Genomic DNA, 17161 nt, shown 5'->3' on the forward strand with positions numbered 1-17161 from the left:
AGCGGACAACGTCGCTCCGCAGCCGGTCAAGACTTGAGCAGGGCCGGAGCAAAAGAAAACCGACCCGGGAAATCATCCCCAGGTCAGCAGCAATTTTCAATTTGATACGTATTTTACCCTGAAGTTCACTATGGGTCATCGTTTACTTTACAGGGCGTTGCACCGTAGTATGACGGACTGGTTTCAGGTTGTTAGCGCGAGATTATGCGATTTCCCAGATTTATCATCGGATTGACTGCCGGCATAGCGATTAGCGCTCAAGCGGCGAATATTGACGAGTACATCAACCAACTACCTGCGGGCGCAAACCTTGCCTTTATGGCGCAGAAGGTAGGCTCCGCGACGCCGGAGATAGATTATCATAGCCAGCAGATGGCGCTTCCCGCCAGCACCCAGAAGGTTATAACCGCGCTTGCCGCGCTACTGCAGCTGGGTCCCGACTTTCGCTTTACCACGACGCTGGAAACAAAAGGCACACTCGATGGCGGCGTTCTGAAGGGCGATCTTATCGCACGCTTTGGCGGCGATCCGACCTTAAAGCGCCAGGATATTCGCAATATGGTGGCCACGCTGAAGAAAGCGGGCGTGCAGCGCATCGAAGGCAACGTACTAATCGATACCTCCGTTTTCGCCAGCCATGACAAAGCGCCGGGATGGCCATGGAACGATATGACGCAGTGCTTTAGCGCACCTCCGGCAGCGGCTATTGTCGATCGTAACTGTTTCTCCATCTCGCTCTATAGCGCGCAAAAGCCGGGCGACCTGGCGTTTATCCGCGTGGCATCTTACTACCCGGTGACCATGTTCAGTCAGGTGAGAACTTTGGCCCGCGGCGCTGCTGAAGCGCAGTATTGTGAACTCGACGTGGTCCCCGGCGATTTGAACCGCTATACCCTGACCGGCTGTCTGCCGCAGCGTAGCGAACCTCTGCCGCTGGCATTCGCCATTCAGGATGGCGCCAGCTATGCCGGTGCGATACTGAAAGCCGAGCTGACTGATGCCGACATCACCTGGAGCGGCACGCTGCTGCGTCAAACGCTGGCGAACGATCCGGGTACCGTCCTGGCGAGTACACAGTCTGCGCCGCTGCACGATCTGCTGCGTATTATGCTGAAAAAATCGGACAACATGATCGCTGATACGGTATTCCGCACTATTGGTCATGCTCGTTTCAGCGTACCGGGTACCTGGCGGGCGGGCTCCGATGCCGTACGGCAAATCCTGCGCCAGCAGGCCGGTGTCGATCTCGGGAATACCATTATTGCCGATGGCTCAGGCCTGTCGCGCCACAACCTTATCGCGCCGGCGACGATGATGCAGGTACTGCAGTACATCGCCCAGCACGATAACGAGCTCAACTTTATCTCGATGCTGCCTCTGGCTGGTCATGATGGCTCTCTGCAATATCGCGCCGGTCTGCATCAGGCTGGCGTTGATGGCAAAGTTTCCGCCAAAACGGGTTCGTTGCAGGGGGTGTATAACCTGGCCGGCTTCATCACTACGGCCAGCGGGCAGAAGATGGCGTTCGTGCAATATTTGTCAGGCTACGCCGTACCACCGGCCGATCAGCGTAACCGGCGGATTCCGCTGGTGCGGTTCGAGAGCCGGCTGTACAAAGATCTTTATCAGAATAACTAAAACAAAAGGGCCGCATATGATGCGGCCCTTTTAGTTTGCTCAGAATTAACGTTTGTAGATGAATTCAACGCCTTCTTCGTCGTCTTCGTCCCAATCGTCATCCCAGTCTTCATCATCTTCCACTTCAGCTTCTTCAAGCTGCTGGCGGTGGTAGTCGTCCCACATAAACTCGACTTTTTCCGCGGGCTTCGCTTCTTCCACATGCACAACCGGGTTTTCAATGATAAAGGTCATGACGTCCCAGCACAGGTCTTTGACGCCCTGCTGGCTGGCAGCCGAAATCAGGTAGAACTTATCTTCCCAGCCCAAAGCTTCAGCGATGGCTTTCGCTTTGGCTTCCGCCTCGGCTTTGTCCATCAGGTCAATTTTGTTAAAGACCAGCCAGCGCGGTTTAGAAGCCAGCTTCTCACTGTATTTTTCCAGCTCACCGATAATGATCCGCGCGTTCTCAACCGGATCGGAGCCGTCAATCGGTTCGATATCGATGAGATGCAGCAGCACGCGGCAGCGCTCCAGGTGCTTCAGGAAGCGGATACCGAGGCCTGCGCCTTCAGCAGCGCCTTCAATCAGCCCTGGAATATCCGCAACCACGAAGCTCTTCTCGTTATCCATACGCACCACGCCGAGGCTCGGCACCAGCGTCGTGAACGGATAGTCAGCGACTTTAGGCTTCGCTGCAGAAACAGCACGGATAAAGGTCGATTTGCCCGCATTGGGCATTCCCAGCATTCCAACGTCCGCCAGCAGCATCAGCTCCAGCTGCAGGTCGCGCTTATCGCCCGGCGTACCCATCGTCTTTTGGCGCGGGGTACGGTTAACGGAAGATTTGAAACGGGTATTACCCAGGCCGTGCCAGCCGCCTTTTGCGACCATCAGGCGCTGACCGTGTTTGGTCATATCGCCCATCGTTTCGCCGGTTCCCTGGTCAATCACACGCGTCCCTACCGGCACTTTCACCGTCACGTCTTTACCACGTTTACCGGTACAGTCGCGGCTCTGGCCGTTCTGCCCGCGCTCGGCGCGGAAAGACTTTTCAAAACGATAGTCAATCAGGGTGTTCAGGTTTTCGTCCGCTTCAAGCCAGACATCACCGCCGTCACCGCCGTCACCGCCGTCCGGGCCGCCTCGCGGGATATATTTTTCGCGGCGGAAGCTAACGCAACCATTACCGCCATCGCCTGCAACGACCAGGATCGTTGCTTCATCAACAAACTTCATTTTACTCTCCGTAAATCATTCGCCTGAGCGGGGGAGCGGCACAACCGCTTCTCGCTTACGCCACCGTCCCCAAAGACGATGACCGACGGCGGAATACATCGCGCCCGCAACCACGACAAACGCACCGAGATAACCCATCAGGTTCAACAGCGGTCTGGCGAAAACGTCGGGCCAGGCCAGTGATAATAAATCTGAAAATAGCAGCGTGAATAGCGGCGTTAAAGTAATCAACGCGCTCACCTGCGCCGCCTGCCAGCGCGCCATCGCTTCCGCCAGCGCACCGTATCCTACAAGGGTGTTTAGCCCACAAAAAACCAGGCAGGCCAGCTGCCAGTCGCTTAATGCCAACACCTGTGAAGGCGTCGCCAGCGGCAAGAGCGATATCGTACATAAAGTGTACAGCAAAAAAAGAATTTGCTGTGACGCCAGACGGCGTAATAACACCTTTTGCGCGACGCCGTAGCTGACCCATACCATTGCCGCCCCTACGCCGAAAATTACCCCCCACGTGTAGTCCGTCAGGCGGGTAAAAATCTCAATCAGGCTGGTGTTAAAAAACATCACCAGACCGCTCACCAGCATTAGCGCACCCACGACTTGAGTGCCGCGCATTTTCTCCTTGAGGACAAAAACGCTGGCCACCATCATACCGACCGGGGATAACTGGCCAATCACCTGAGAAGCGGTGGGGCTGAGATATTGCAAGGAAGAACTAAACAGAATGAAGTTACCGAACAAGCCAGCTGTCGCAATAACCAGCAATATCAGCCAGCGCGGCTTGCGAAAAATACGCAGCGGAGGCAGTTTTCTTTTCATAGCCAGAATGGCGCCAAGACCAATACTTGCCATCAAAAAGCGATAAAAAACCACCGTCGGCGGTTCCATGACCTCAAGAACCTGCTTCATTGCGATCGGCAGGGCCCCCCAACACATCGCTGTGGTGAGCGCTAAAACTATGCCGATGCCGGCCTGCTGCTTCATGCCCGTTATCCTTGCAGAAAGTTTTCCGGGTTTTCAATGTAAAAAGCCCCGCAACACGTTGCGGGGCTTTAATCCGTTACCGGACCACGAAAAACTTACTCAGCAACGATGCTGATGTATTTACGGTTGTTCGGGCCTTTAACTTCGAATTTCACTTTACCGTCTGCTTTAGCAAACAGAGTGTGGTCACGACCGCAACCTACGTTAGTGCCAGCGTGGAACTTGGTACCACGTTGACGAACGATGATGCTACCCGCCAGAACGGATTCGCCACCGAAACGCTTAACGCCCAGGCGTTTAGCTTCTGAATCGCGACCGTTACGAGTTGAGCCGCCAGCCTTTTTATGTGCCATTTAAATCTCTCCTCAGGTCTTAGGCGCTGATGCCAGTAATTTTCACATCAGTGAACCACTGACGATGGCCCTGCTGCTTACGGTAGTGTTTACGACGACGAAACTTAACGATTTTAACTTTCTCGCCACGACCGTGTGCAACAACTTCAGCTTTAATTACGCCGCCCTCAACGAAAGGAACGCCGATCTTAATTTCTTCACCGTTTGCGATCATCAGCACTTCAGCGAACTCAACAGCTTCGCCAGTTGCGATGTCCAGCTTTTCCAGGCGAATGGTTTGACCTTCGCTTACTCGGTGTTGTTTACCACCACTTTGGAAAACCGCGTACATATAGAACTCCGCTTCCGCGCACCTCTTCGTATGATTCAGAGTGCGCTATAAATATTCACAATAGGGCGCGAATATTACGCAAAACGCGAGCCTTTGACAAGAGCGATCAGCGATCAACGCAGAAAAAAAACACAACTTTCACTCCAGCGTTTAACTACGGCAATTTTTCAGTACAATCACATCTTCTTTTAATTCTATCTTAATCCTTCTGTGATCCCATTCGGATACGCAGTAACAGGACATTTGGCCCGGCTTTTGCGATGAATTTAGAAAAAATCAATGAGTTAACCGCGCAGGACATGGCGGGCGTTAATGCGACAATCCTTGAGCAACTCGACTCTGATGTCCAGCTTATCAATCAGTTAGGCTACTACATCATTAGCGGAGGCGGTAAACGCATTCGCCCGATGATTGCCGTACTGGCTGCACGTGCCGTCGGCTATCAGGGTAATGCTCATGTCGCCATTGCTGCACTGATCGAATTTATCCATACCGCCACCCTGCTGCATGATGATGTCGTCGATGAGTCTGACATGCGCCGGGGAAAAGCCACGGCAAACGCCGCTTTTGGCAACGCCGCTAGCGTGCTGGTTGGCGATTTCATCTACACACGCGCCTTTCAGATGATGACCAGCCTTGGTTCATTAAGAGTTCTCGAAGTGATGTCGGAAGCCGTTAACGTTATTGCAGAAGGCGAAGTCCTGCAGTTAATGAACGTTAACGACCCGGATATCACAGAAGAAAACTATATGCGGGTCATTTACAGCAAGACCGCCCGTTTATTTGAAGCCGCAGCTCAGTGCTCCGGAATTCTCGCCGGCTGTACCGCAGAAGAAGAACAAGCGTTACAGGATTATGGACGCTATCTGGGTACCGCTTTCCAGCTGATTGACGATTTACTCGACTACAGTTCAGACGGTGAACGGCTGGGTAAAAATGTCGGTGACGATCTGAATGAAGGCAAACCCACCCTTCCGCTGCTGCACGCTATGCAACACGGCAACTCCGAGCAATCAGCCATGATCCGTGGAGCGATTGAGCAGGGCAACGGCCGTCATCTTCTCGAAGCCGTACTGGAAACGATGGCTACCTGCGGCTCGCTTGAATGGACCCAAAAGCGCGCGGAGGAAGAAGCTGATAAAGCGATTGCCGCGCTTCAGGTCCTTCCGGATACCCAATGGCGCGAAGCGCTAATTGGCCTCGCCCATATCGCCGTGAAGCGCGATCATTAAGCCCCCTCTCCCTTTCCCGCGTAAATCGCGGGAAAGCTCCAGTAAATTCCAAAAAATCTCTTTCCAGCCTCTGGTCTTGATATATTCCTAATATCAAACCCATTAAAAGAACTTGTTAGAACAATACTGGAACTAAAGGTATAGTCATTTTGTCGCCCATTAAGGACGAGCAGAATTTAATTACCCGGAGAATTTATGGATAAGTTCATCGACTGGCATCCGGCGGATATTATTGCCGGATTACGCAAAAAAGGGACGTCGCTGGCAGCTGAATCGCGGCGTAATGGTTTAAGTTCTTCAACTCTCGCCAATGCTTTAACCCGGCCGTGGCCCAAAGGCGAGCTGATTATTGCTAACGCGCTGGAAACCGATCCGTGGGTGATCTGGCCATCGCGCTATCACGATCCTCATACCCACCAGTTTATCGACAGAACGCAAATGATGCGCCAAAGGAAGAATAACAAATAGAGCGAGGCCGCAGGTAACAGCCCCCGGACCAACGTCAGAGGGCTGCTGCTACAAGATTTATTCGCCTTTGATACGCTCAATATTCGCGCCCAGCGCCTGCAGTTTATCTTCGATACGTTCGTAACCGCGGTCAATGTGGTAAATACGATCGACAATCGTCGTACCTTCCGCGATACAGCCAGCCAGTACCAGACTGGCTGATGCGCGTAGATCCGTTGCCATCACCTGGGCGCCAGAAAGCTGCTCCACGCCGTGGCAAATCGCCGTATTACTCTCGATTTCCGCATGCGCACCCATACGGATCAGTTCCGGAATATGCATGAAACGGTTTTCAAAGATAGTTTCGGTGATCACGCCCGTTCCTTCAGCAACCAGATTCAGTAAGGTGAACTGGGCCTGCATATCGGTCGGGAATCCCGGGTGCGGAGCGGTGCGAACGTTGACCGCCTTCGGGCGATTGCCGTGCATGTCGAGACTAATCCAGTCTTCGCCCGTTTCGATATCCGCTCCGGCATCACGCAGCTTCGCCAGAACAGCATCAAGGGTATCCGGTTGCGCATTGCGGCACATAATCTTACCGCCAGAGATCGCCGCAGCCACCAGGAATGTCCCGGTTTCAATGCGATCCGGTAGAACACGATAGACGCCACCGCCAAGGCGCTCTACGCCCTCGATGGTGATGCGATCGGTCCCCTGACCTTTGATTTTCGCGCCCAGCGTATTAAGGAAGTTCGCGGTATCGACAATCTCCGGTTCACGCGCGGCGTTTTCGATAATGGTAGTGCCTTCGGCCAGCGTTGCGGCGCTCATGATGGTGACGGTAGCGCCAACGCTGACCTTATCCATCACGATATGCGCCCCTTTCAGACGTCCATTGACCGACGCCTTAACATAACCTTCTTCCAGTTTGATTTCCGCGCCCAGCTGCTCAAGGCCGGTGATATGTAAATCAACGGGACGCGCGCCAATGGCGCAACCACCGGGGAGTGAAACCTGACCCTGACCAAAACGAGCCACCAGCGGCCCCAGCGCCCAAATAGATGCGCGCATGGTTTTAACGAGGTCATACGGAGCACAGAAAACGTCAACCGGGCCAGCGTCGATCCATACCGAGCCATTGCGCTTAACGTTCGCGCCCAGCTGGCTCAGCAGTTTCATGGTGGTATCGATGTCTTTTAGCTTCGGTACATTTTGGATCTCAATCGGCTCTTCGGCCAGCAGCGCGGCAAAGAGGATTGGCAGGGCGGCGTTTTTCGCGCCGGAAATGGTGACCTCGCCCTGAAGACGAGTCGGCCCCTGAACACGGAATTTATCCATTGATTCTGTTCTCTGTTAAGAAATCACATTCGCTGCGGGGAACATCCCCACAGCTTATAAGCCATTTAGTTTGCGGTCTCGCGCCCACTCCTGCGGAGTAAACGCTTTAATCGACAGAGCATGGATGCGGTTATCGGCAATATATTCCATCAGCGGGGCGTAGATAGCCTGCTGCTTCTTGACCCGACTCATGCCGTCGAACATCTCACCCACAGCAATAACCTGAAAGTGGCTGCCATCGCCAGAGACGTGGACTTCCTGGAGGGAGAGTGCGTTCATCAGCACGGTCTGAATTTCATGATTTTCCATGGGCTAAATTTATCTGATAGTGAAAACAGCCCAACATCTTAGAGGAAAGTGGCGCTGTCTTAAACAAGCAAAAAGCCCCATCGAAAAGTTTGATGGGGCTTTCAGAATAGCTTTAGCAGTAAGGCACTGAAAAATTTATGGGATCATATCGGCAGGAAGGTTATATAGCTTGACCAGCGTTTGCAGATTCTCACTCTTTCCGATCAGTTTGGCTTCCCGGCCCTGCTGACGCACCAGCGCAATAAAATGCACCAATAGCGCCAGCCCGGCAGTATCCACGCGGGTCACTGCGCTCAGGTCGATCGCCGACACGCCATCCGTCGCCTGAGCGCGTGCTTCCCACAGCGGGACCAGCAGATCCTGATCCAGCTCTCCGCGCAGCGCCAGCGTCTCGCCATCGCGAGCCCAGCTTAGCTGTCCGGTCATTATTTTTTCTGTTCCAGGGTAATCGGCTGCGCGGAGCTTGCCTTCAGCTGTGCGGTCAGACCATCAACGCCTTTGGTGCGCAGCAGGTCGCTCCATTCATTTTGTTTAGTGGTGATCATGCTCACCCCTTCCGCAATCATGTCGTACGCCTGCCAGTTACCGGTTTGGGTATTTTTACGCCACTGGAAATCCAGGCGAACCGGCGGACGGCCATTTGGGTCAAGAATAGTTACGCGGATAGGAATAATGGTCGCGTCACCCAGAGGCTGTTCAGGTGCAATCTGATAGGTCTGACCGTGATACATCGCCAGCGCCTGGCCGTAGGCCTGCTTCAGATATTCACGGAAGGCGGCAAAATAGGCTTCACGCTGGGCCGGGGTCGCTTCTTTGTAGTAACGACCTAATACCAGCGCACCGGCGTATTTCACCTGAACGTACGGCAGCAGCTCCTGATCGACGATATCGCGCAGGTAGTTCGGATTAGCCTGGATTTTAGGCTGCTCGTTCTTCAGGCGATCGAAAGTTTTCTGTGCCGCTTCGTCCATAAGCTTATACGGATTAGATTGATCCGCAGCGGTCGCCGCAGTTAAGGGGGCGATCGCCAGCATAGCGACCATTAGTAAGCGTTTAAACATGTCTCATCTCTCCTGAAATTAGTGCGTCGTGCCGGCTGGCTGCGTAGCGTCAGTATGACTCTCTCCAGCAGCCTGTTCATCGCCAGAATTCTTATTGTCGCTACCTTTACTGTTATAAAGGAACTGGCCTATCAAATCTTCCAGCACCATTGCGGATTTGGTGTCCTGAATGATGCCGCCATCTTTAAGGATAGATGTTCCCAGTTCAGGGTCTTCAAACCCGATGTTCATCGCCAGGTACTGTTCGCCCAGCAGGCCGGAAGTTCTGATCGCCAGCGAGCTGGTATCCGGGATGTGGTTGTAGCGCTCATCAATATCGAGCGCTACGCGAGGCAGGTAGGTTTTAGGATCGAGGGTAATATCCGCCACGCGTCCCACGACAACGCCGCCAATTCTCACCGGAGAGCGTGCTTTCAGACCGCCAATATTGTCAAAAGTGGCATAAAGCCGATAGGTCGGTTCCGTACGTAAAGAGGTTACGTTTGCCGCCTTCAGGCAGACAAACAGCGCGGCCAGCAGCGCAACCAGTAAAAATACCCCGACCCAGATTTCATTTTTTCTCGTTTGCATGAACTCAATTCCCAAACATCAGCGCAGTCAGCACAAAATCCAGCCCCAGTACCGCCAGCGACGCATGTACCACGGTACGCGTCGTCGCCCGGCTAATCCCGGCGGAAGTGGGGATAGCGTCATAACCGTTAAATAACGCGATCCATGTTACCGTAATGGCGAAAACCAGACTCTTAATCAGGCAGTTAACCAGGTCCATCCGCCAGTCAACGGCACTTTGCATGGCGGTCCAGAAGAATCCGCCATCGATGCCCTTCCAGCTGACACCAACCAGCGAGCCGCCCCATACGCCGACCGCCACAAAAATAATCGTCAACAACGGCAGTGAAATCACCCCGGCCCAGAAACGCGGGGAAATTACTCGGCGAAGCGGGTCAACCGCCATCATCTCCATACTGGAGAGCTGTTCAGTTGCGCGCATCAGACCAATTTCGGCTGTCAGCGCCGAACCTGCCCGTCCGGCAAACAACAGTGCGGCAACCACCGGCCCCAGCTCACGCAGCAGCGACAGTGCCACCAGCATACCCAGACTGGTTTCGGCGCTATAGGTGGTTAATACCAGATAGCCCTGCAGACCCAGCACCATACCGATAAACAGCCCCGATACAATGATGATTAACATCGAAAGCACGCCAACGTTATACAGCTGACGTACCAGCAGCGGCGCATGCTTGCGAAACTCAGGCTTGCCCACAACAGCGTTGAAGAGCATCAATCCAGCACGCCCGAACGTCGCGATAGTTTTAATACCGCGGTGCCCGAGCGCGGCTAGCGCATTTAACAACATGAGTCGCTTAACTCCCTTTGCTCAATAAATCATGATGATAATCACCCGCCGGATAGCGGAACGGCACCGGGCCGTCGGCGATACCATCAATGAACTGACGAACCCGAGGATCGGCGTTTTCACGCAGCGCCTGCGCGCTCCCATGCGCCACGACTTTTTTGTCCGCCACAATATAGGCGAAGTCCGCAATGCTAAGCACTTCCGGCACATCATGGGAAACCACGATACAAGTGACACCCAGGGTGCTGTTGAGTTCAGAAATCAGCTTCACCAGCACGCCCATAGTAATGGGGTCCTGCCCGACAAAAGGCTCATCGAACATGATTAAATCAGGTTCCAGGGCGATGGCCCTCGCCAGCGCGGCGCGGCGCGCCATCCCGCCGGAGAGTTCAGAAGGCATCAATTTGGCGGCTCCGCGTAGCCCGACGGCCTCCAGCTTCATCATCACCGTGGTGTGCAGCAGCGCTTCCGGCAGACGCGTATGCTCGCGCAGCGGATAAGCGACGTTATCAAACACGTTCATATCGGTGAACAGCGCGCCGGACTGAAATAGCATGCTCATGCGTTTGCGCACGGTATACAAGCGCGAGCGCGACATCTGCGGTACATTTTCACCATCAAACAGGATCTCGCCTTTATCAGGCGGAATCTGCCCACCGATCAGACGTAACAGGGTAGTTTTGCCGATCCCTGATGGCCCCATAATCGCGGTGATTTTACCGCGGGGTACCGACAGCGAGATATCATCGAAGATCACGCGGTCGCCTCTCGAGAAGCGAATACCGCGTACTTCGACTAAATTCGCCAAACTCTGGCTCATAAAATCATCCTTACTAGACACCCATCGGGCTAAGCATGGCGCTTTCTTTCACCACAAACCCAACATTTTTACAGAATCTTACCTGCCAGGGTTAGCGAAAGCTGGCATTTGTTTTACTTTTGACACACATAAAGTCAAAATTAAGAATTCGTTACGCTGCCTACGGACGGCCAGCGAGACGACGATTATACCTGAATAAAGGACTTTAGATGCTCTTAGCGACGGCTCTGTTAATTATTGGTTTATTGCTGGTTGTCTACAGCGCCGATCGTCTGGTCTACGCCGCTTCAATCCTCTGCCGTATGCTGGGGATCCCCCCGCTTATTATTGGCATGACGGTAGTCAGCATCGGTACCAGTTTACCGGAGATCATTGTTTCCGCCGCCGCGTCTCTGCATGGGCAAACCGATCTGGCGATCGGAACCGCTCTTGGCTCTAACATCACCAACATTCTGCTGATCCTCGGTCTTACGGCTCTGTTTCAACCTTTTACCGTGCATTCTGATATCCTGCGCCGCGAATTACCGCTAATGTTGCTGGTCAGCGTAGTGGCCGGGTTTGTACTGTACGACGGGCAGCTAACGCGAATAGATGGCCTTTTTTTGCTGGCGCTTGCCATCCTGTGGCTGTTATTCACCATTAAAATTGCCCGGCTTGCGGAACGCCAGGGTAACGACAGCCTGACTCGTGAACAGCTGGCGGAGCTACCGCGAGAAGGTTCACTTCCCGTGGCGCTGCTCTGGTTGGGCGTGGCGATGATAGTGATGCCGATGGCTACGCGCATGGTGGTTGATAACGCCACGGTGCTGGCAAACTTTTTTGCTATCAGCGAACTGACCGTCGGCTTAACGGTAATCGCCATCGGCACCAGTCTGCCTGAACTGGCAACCGCCATCGCCGGTGCACGAAAAGGTGAAAATGACATCGCCATTGGCAATATTATTGGCGCTAATATTCTCAATATCGTGCTGGTCCTCGGCCTCCCGGCGTTGATAGCCCCGGGTACCTTTGCCGCCGAGGCTTTTACCCGCGACTATGGCGTCATGCTGCTGGTTAGCCTGATATTTGCCGTGCTGTGCTGGCGCCGTAACCAGCAGCCCGGTCGCCTTGCAGGTCTCCTGCTGGTTGGAGGTTTTGTGCTTTGGTTAGCGATGCTGTACTGGACAGCACCGCTCTTCGTTGAATGATTCGGGATAAGATTATGTCACCAACAGATTTGCCAGCGGATTTTGACTTTCAACGGGCAGGCCGTGAGGTTCTGGAAATTGAACGTGAAGGTCTGGCCCAGCTCGATCAATACATTAATGAAGATTTTACCCGCGCCTGTGAAACCATTTTTCGCTGCAGCGGTAAAGTCGTCGTCATGGGAATGGGTAAATCCGGTCACATAGGCCGCAAAATGGCGGCGACTTTTGCCAGTACCGGCACCTCATCATTCTTCGTTCATCCCGGCGAGGCCGCGCACGGCGATTTGGGCATGGTGACTCCAGGCGATGTCGTCATCGCGCTGTCCAACTCTGGAGAATCCAATGAAATTCTCGCGCTAATTCCGGTTCTCAAGCGCCAGCAGGTGTCGCTTATTTGTATTACCAGTCGCCCGGAAAGCAGCATGGCGCGCGCGGCAGATATTCATCTGTGCGTAAAGGTGCCCAAAGAGGCGTGTCCGTTAGGATTAGCCCCAACATCAAGTACGACTGCTGCTCTGGTTATGGGCGATGCGCTTGCCGTCGCGCTGCTGGAAGCTCGCGGTTTTACCGCGGAGGATTTTGCGCTATCGCATCCTGGCGGTGCTCTTGGCCGTAAGCTACTGCTGCGGGTCAATGATATTATGCACACTGGGGAAGAAATCCCCCATGTGAGCCTGCAGGCTACGCTACGCGACGCGCTGCTGGAAATCACGCGCAAGAATTTGGGCATGACGGCCATTTGCGATGATGACATGAATATTATCGGTATCTTTACCGATGGCGATCTGCGCCGCGTTTTTGATACCGGCATTGATATGCGTAACGCCAGTATTGCCGACGTGATGACGCGAGGCGGTATCCGTATTCGTCCGGGAACGCTGGCCGTTGATGCGCTTAACCTGATGCAGTCCCGTCATATCACCTGCGTGCTGGTTGCCGATGGCGACCGCCTGGTAGGTGTGATACATATGCACGATCTCCTGCGCGCGGGCGTAGTGTAAGTAAGGAAAAAATAATGAATAATGCTGATGCCCTGTTAGCGACCTGCTATGGGCCAGTGAGCCAGAACTTTATTGACCGGGCGGCGAAAATCCGTTTACTGATACTTGATGTAGACGGCGTCCTTTCCGATGGCCTTATCTATATGGGCAACAACGGCGAAGAGCTAAAAGCGTTTAACGTGCGCGATGGCTACGGCATCCGTTGCGCCCTGACCTCGGATATTGAAGTGGCGATAATTACCGGCCGAAAAGCTAAACTGGTGGAAGATCGCTGCCAAACGCTGGGTATCCAGCATCTGTACCAGGGGCAGTCTGATAAGCTGCTGGCGTTTCATGAACTACTCAATAAACTGGCCGTTAGCGCCGATGAAGTGGCCTATATTGGCGATGATCTAATCGACTGGCCGGTGATGGCTGAAGTTGGTTTAAGCATAGCGGTAGCCGATGCGCATCCGTTGCTGCCCCCGCGCGCGGATTACGTTACCCGAATAAACGGCGGGCGCGGAGCGGTACGGGAAGTATGCGATTTGCTACTATTGGCGCAAGGCAAGCTGGATGAGGCCAAAGGGCAATCTATATGAGTAAAACCAGACGTTGGGTTATCATTTTACTATCGCTGGTCGCGCTGATCCTGATCGGCCTGAACCTGGCGAGCACGGACGATAGCACCCAGCAAGTGGTCAATCCTGATGACCCAACGTACACCAGCGAGCATACCGATACCGTCGTTTATAGTCCCGAAGGGGCGCTCAACTATCGGTTAATCGCTGAACACGTTGAGTATTTTTCCGAACAGCAGCTTTCGTGGTTCGCGAAGCCGGTGATGACCACCTTTGATACGAATAAAGTACCAACCTGGTCTGTCAAAGCGGATAAAGCCAAGTTGACGAGTGACCGCATGCTGTATCTTTACGGGCACGTTGAGGTGAATGCGCTAACGGCGGATTCTCAACTGCGCAAGATTACGACGGATAACGCCCAGATAAACCTGGTAACACAGGATGTTACCTCCGATGACATGGTGACGTTATACGGAACAACATTTAATTCCAGCGGCCTGAAAATGCGCGGGAACCTACGCAGCAAAAATGCCGAGCTGATTGAAAAGGTTAGAACCTCATATGAAATTCAGAACAAATAAACTCAGCCTTAAGATTGCGCTCGCCAGCGCCTTACTGGCCGCCAGCCTGTCGGCACAGGCGAAGACGGGTGATACCGATCAGCCGATCCACATTGAATCCAATCAGCAGTCGCTGGATATGCAGGGTAACGTCGTCACCTTTACGGGAAATGTCGTCGTCACTCAGGGAACCATCAAAATCAACGCCGATAAAGTTGTCGTGACTCGTCCAGGTGGAGAAAAGGGCAAAGAGGTTATCGATGGCTACGGTAATCCGGCAACCTTCTACCAGATGCAGGACAACGGCAAACCGGTGAAAGGCCGCGCGTCAAAAATGCATTATGAGTTGCAAAACGACTTTGTCGTCCTGACCGGCAACGCGCATCTGGAACAGATCGACAGCAATATCCAGGGTGACAAAATCACTTACCTGGTGAAAGAACAAAAAATGCAGGCTTTCAGCAATAAAGGCGGGCGCGTGACCACGGTTCTGGTTCCTTCGCAGCTGCAGGACAAAAGTGGCGATCAGTCAAAGAAAGGTAAGTAATTCGTTATGGCAACATTAACTGCAAAGAACCTTGCTAAAGCCTATAAAGGCCGCCGCGTCGTGGAAGATGTCAGTCTGACCGTGAACTCGGGCGAAATTGTAGGCCTGCTCGGCCCAAACGGCGCCGGTAAAACGACCACCTTCTATATGGTCGTTGGCATCGTACCGCGCGACGCAGGGAACATTATCATCGATGACGAAGATATCAGCCTGCTGCCGCTGCACGCGCGCGCGCGTCGTGGAATTGGCTATCTGCCGCAGGAGGCCTCCATTTTCCGCCGCCTGAGCGTTTACGATAACCTGATGGCGGTATTGCAGATTCGTGACGACCTGAGTACCGAGCAGCGTGAAGATCGCGCGAAGGAGCTAATGGAGGAGTTTCACATTGAGCACCTGCGCGATAGTCTCGGCCAGGCACTTTCCGGTGGTGAACGCCGCCGCGTAGAAATCGCCCGCGCGCTGGCCGCCAACCCGAAATTCATCCTGCTGGATGAACCCTTTGCCGGCGTTGACCCCATTTCCGTTATTGATATCAAACGCATCATTGAACACCTGCGCGACAGCGGTCTGGGCGTTCTGATAACCGACCACAACGTCAGGGAGACGCTGGCCGTTTGTGAGCGAGCGTATATCGTCAGCCAGGGGCACCTTATCGCTCACGGTACGCCGCAGCAAATCCTTGAAGACGAGCAGGTTAAGCGCGTGTATCTTGGGGAAGACTTCAGACTCTGATAGGGTAGAGGTTACAGACGTTTTAGCCGGAGATATTGGCCCTGAATATGAAGCAAGGTTTGCAATTAAGGCTAAGCCAACAGCTTGCCATGACGCCACAACTGCAGCAGGCAATTCGTCTACTGCAGTTGTCTACGTTAGAACTCCAGCAGGAACTCCAGCAGGCGCTGGACAGCAACCCGTTGCTGGAGCAAACCGATCTTCACGATGAGGTGGAAACCAAAGAGGCCGAGGATCGCGAGTCTCTGGATACCGTCGATGCCCTTGAGCAGAAAGAGATGCCCGAAGAGCTGCCTCTTGATGCCAGCTGGGATGAGATTTATACCGCGGGAACGCCATCAGGAAACGGCATTGATTACCAGGATGACGAACTGCCGGTCTACCAGGGCGAGACCACCCAAAGCCTGCAGGATTACCTGATGTGGCAGGTTGAGCTTACGCCATTCACCGACACCGATCGCGCCATCGCGACCTCGATCGTCGATGCCGTTGATGATACCGGCTACCTGACTATTTCCGTGGAAGACATCGTTGAAAGCATTGGCGATGATGAAATCGGACTTGAAGAAGTTGAAGCGGTTCTCAAGCGCATTCAGCGTTTCGATCCCGTCGGCGTGGCGGCAAAAGATTTACGCGATTGCCTGCTGGTTCAGCTGTCGCAGTTTGCCAAAGAGACGCCGTGGATCGAAGAAGCTCGCCTGATCATCAGCGATCACCTCGATCTGCTCGCCAACCATGATTTCCGCACTCTGATGCGCGTGACCCGCCTGAAAGAAGAAGTGTTAAAGGAAGCGGTAAATCTGATCCAATCGCTGGATCCGCGCCCCGGCCAGTCAATCCAAACCAGCGAGCCGGAATATGTTATTCCTGACGTACTGGTACGCAAAGTTAACGAGCGTTGGGTGGTTGAACTCAATTCAGATAGCCTTCCGCGCCTGAAGATCAATCAGCACTATGCCGCCATGGGCAACAGTACGCGCAACGATGCTGACGGTCAGTTTATCCGCAGCAACCTGCAGGAAGCGCGCTGGCTTATCAAAAGCCTTGAGAGCCGTAACGACACCCTTCTGCGCGTCAGCCGCTGTATCGTCGAACAGCAGCAGGCCTTTTTTGAACAGGGTGAAGAGTTTATGAAACCGATGGTGCTGGCGGACATCGCCCAGGCCGTCGAAATGCATGAATCCACCATTTCACGCGTTACCACGCAAAAATACCTGCACAGTCCACGCGGTATTTTTGAGCTGAAGTATTTCTTCTCCAGCCATGTCAACACCGAAGGCGGCGGCGAAGCATCGTCGACGGCCATTCGTGCGCTGGTGAAGAAATTAATCGCCGCGGAAAACCCGGCGAAACCATTGAGTGACAGTAAGCTCACCACCATGCTATCCGATCAGGGTATTATGGTAGCGCGCCGAACCGTTGCTAAGTACCGAGAGTCTTTATCCATTCCGCCGTCAAACCAGCGCAAGCAGCTAGTTTGACCCAACCG

Annotated in this window: 21 protein-coding genes; 10 read left to right on the forward strand and 11 right to left on the reverse strand. The window is 53.7% G+C overall.

Translation table 11 applies throughout. The features are described from left to right. The first annotated feature begins 204 nt into the window (after positions 1-204). Complete coding sequence (dacB, locus tag GJ746_RS22520; protein ID WP_154682182.1) at positions 205-1638, forward strand: serine-type D-Ala-D-Ala carboxypeptidase; 1434 nt, start codon at positions 205-207, stop codon at positions 1636-1638. 45 nt (positions 1639-1683) lie between these two features. Here dacB and cgtA read toward each other — a convergent pair whose 3' ends face one another. The 4 genes from cgtA to rplU all read right to left on the reverse strand — a co-directional run bounded on the left by cgtA (position 1684) and on the right by rplU (position 4521). Beyond that, positions 1684-2856 (reverse strand): Obg family GTPase CgtA, encoded by a 1173-nt coding sequence (gene cgtA / locus GJ746_RS22525; protein WP_154682183.1) that lies wholly within the window; start codon positions 2854-2856, stop codon positions 1684-1686. Between the two features lie 15 nt (positions 2857-2871). Further along, positions 2872-3837 (reverse strand): DMT family transporter, encoded by a 966-nt coding sequence (locus GJ746_RS22530; RefSeq protein WP_154682184.1) that lies wholly within the window; start codon positions 3835-3837, stop codon positions 2872-2874. Between the two features lie 95 nt (positions 3838-3932). Continuing rightward, positions 3933-4190, reverse strand: coding sequence for a 50S ribosomal protein L27 (gene rpmA / locus GJ746_RS22535; RefSeq protein WP_003861831.1), 258 nt, complete (start codon positions 4188-4190; stop codon positions 3933-3935). 19 nt (positions 4191-4209) lie between these two features. Next, positions 4210-4521 (reverse strand): 50S ribosomal protein L21, encoded by a 312-nt coding sequence (gene rplU / locus GJ746_RS22540; RefSeq protein ID WP_004106123.1) that lies wholly within the window; start codon positions 4519-4521, stop codon positions 4210-4212. A 260-nt stretch (positions 4522-4781) separates the two neighbouring features. On the opposite strand from rplU, the gene ispB reads away from it, so the two are divergent. Continuing rightward, complete coding sequence (gene ispB / locus GJ746_RS22545; RefSeq protein ID WP_154682185.1) at positions 4782-5753, forward strand: octaprenyl diphosphate synthase; 972 nt, start codon at positions 4782-4784, stop codon at positions 5751-5753. A gap of 195 nt (positions 5754-5948) precedes the next feature. Next, on the forward strand, positions 5949-6221 hold the full coding sequence (gene sfsB / locus GJ746_RS22550) for a DNA-binding transcriptional regulator SfsB (RefSeq protein WP_004106127.1): 273 nt from the start codon (positions 5949-5951) through the stop codon (positions 6219-6221). A 57-nt stretch (positions 6222-6278) separates the two neighbouring features. Here the strand turns inward: sfsB and murA are convergent, their stop codons facing one another. From murA to mlaF, 7 genes are all read right to left on the reverse strand, one after another. Further along, positions 6279-7538: a UDP-N-acetylglucosamine 1-carboxyvinyltransferase gene (gene murA, locus GJ746_RS22555; RefSeq protein WP_154682186.1), complete on the reverse strand. Its 1260-nt coding sequence runs from the start codon at positions 7536-7538 to the stop codon at positions 6279-6281. A 54-nt stretch (positions 7539-7592) separates the two neighbouring features. Continuing rightward, a complete protein-coding gene (ibaG, locus tag GJ746_RS22560; RefSeq protein ID WP_004106141.1) occupies positions 7593-7847 on the reverse strand; it encodes a BolA family iron metabolism protein IbaG in 255 nt (84 codons plus the stop codon). A gap of 135 nt (positions 7848-7982) precedes the next feature. Continuing rightward, complete coding sequence (gene mlaB / locus GJ746_RS22565) at positions 7983-8273, reverse strand: lipid asymmetry maintenance protein MlaB (RefSeq protein WP_154682187.1); 291 nt, start codon at positions 8271-8273, stop codon at positions 7983-7985. Next, entirely contained in the window at positions 8273-8908 is a 636-nt protein-coding gene (gene mlaC / locus GJ746_RS22570) for a phospholipid-binding protein MlaC (RefSeq protein WP_154682188.1), read from the reverse strand. Before mlaC ends, mlaB begins: the two co-directional genes overlap by 1 nt. An 18-nt stretch (positions 8909-8926) precedes the next feature. Further along, positions 8927-9478, reverse strand: coding sequence for an outer membrane lipid asymmetry maintenance protein MlaD (gene mlaD, locus GJ746_RS22575; protein ID WP_154682189.1), 552 nt, complete (start codon positions 9476-9478; stop codon positions 8927-8929). Between the two features lie 4 nt (positions 9479-9482). Then, entirely contained in the window at positions 9483-10265 is a 783-nt protein-coding gene (gene mlaE / locus GJ746_RS22580; RefSeq protein ID WP_154682190.1) for a lipid asymmetry maintenance ABC transporter permease subunit MlaE, read from the reverse strand. A gap of 7 nt (positions 10266-10272) precedes the next feature. Continuing rightward, complete coding sequence (mlaF, locus tag GJ746_RS22585; RefSeq protein WP_154682191.1) at positions 10273-11085, reverse strand: phospholipid ABC transporter ATP-binding protein MlaF; 813 nt, start codon at positions 11083-11085, stop codon at positions 10273-10275. A 209-nt stretch (positions 11086-11294) separates the two neighbouring features. Between mlaF and GJ746_RS22590 the strand changes: the two genes are divergently transcribed. From GJ746_RS22590 to rpoN, 7 genes are read left to right on the forward strand one after another with little or no spacing between them, the layout of a single operon-like run. Then, positions 11295-12272 carry a calcium/sodium antiporter gene (locus tag GJ746_RS22590; RefSeq protein ID WP_154682192.1) on the forward strand — a complete coding sequence of 326 codons (978 nt, stop codon included), beginning with the start codon at positions 11295-11297 and terminating at the stop codon, positions 12270-12272. Further along, the gene (gene kdsD / locus GJ746_RS22595) at positions 12269-13273 is read left to right on the forward strand and encodes an arabinose-5-phosphate isomerase KdsD (RefSeq protein WP_195908771.1); all 1005 of its coding nucleotides are present in this window, start codon (positions 12269-12271) and stop codon (positions 13271-13273) included. The genes GJ746_RS22590 and kdsD overlap by 4 nt, the downstream gene beginning before the upstream one ends. Positions 13274-13287: 14 nt before the next feature. After that, complete coding sequence (kdsC, locus tag GJ746_RS22600; RefSeq protein ID WP_154682194.1) at positions 13288-13854, forward strand: 3-deoxy-manno-octulosonate-8-phosphatase KdsC; 567 nt, start codon at positions 13288-13290, stop codon at positions 13852-13854. Beyond that, positions 13851-14414, forward strand: coding sequence for an LPS export ABC transporter periplasmic protein LptC (gene lptC / locus GJ746_RS22605; protein ID WP_154682195.1), 564 nt, complete (start codon positions 13851-13853; stop codon positions 14412-14414). Before kdsC ends, lptC begins: the two co-directional genes overlap by 4 nt. Then, entirely contained in the window at positions 14395-14940 is a 546-nt protein-coding gene (gene lptA, locus GJ746_RS22610) for a lipopolysaccharide ABC transporter substrate-binding protein LptA (protein WP_154682196.1), read from the forward strand. Before lptC ends, lptA begins: the two co-directional genes overlap by 20 nt. Before the next feature lie 6 nt (positions 14941-14946). After that, a complete protein-coding gene (gene lptB, locus GJ746_RS22615; protein WP_004106165.1) occupies positions 14947-15672 on the forward strand; it encodes an LPS export ABC transporter ATP-binding protein in 726 nt (241 codons plus the stop codon). A 47-nt stretch (positions 15673-15719) separates the two neighbouring features. Continuing rightward, positions 15720-17153, forward strand: coding sequence for an RNA polymerase factor sigma-54 (gene rpoN, locus GJ746_RS22620; protein WP_154682197.1), 1434 nt, complete (start codon positions 15720-15722; stop codon positions 17151-17153). Positions 17154-17161 lie beyond the last annotated feature (8 nt).

Origin of the sequence: Klebsiella oxytoca (assembly GCF_009707385.1) — a bacterium.
Lineage (GTDB): Bacteria > Pseudomonadota > Gammaproteobacteria > Enterobacterales > Enterobacteriaceae > Klebsiella > Klebsiella oxytoca_C.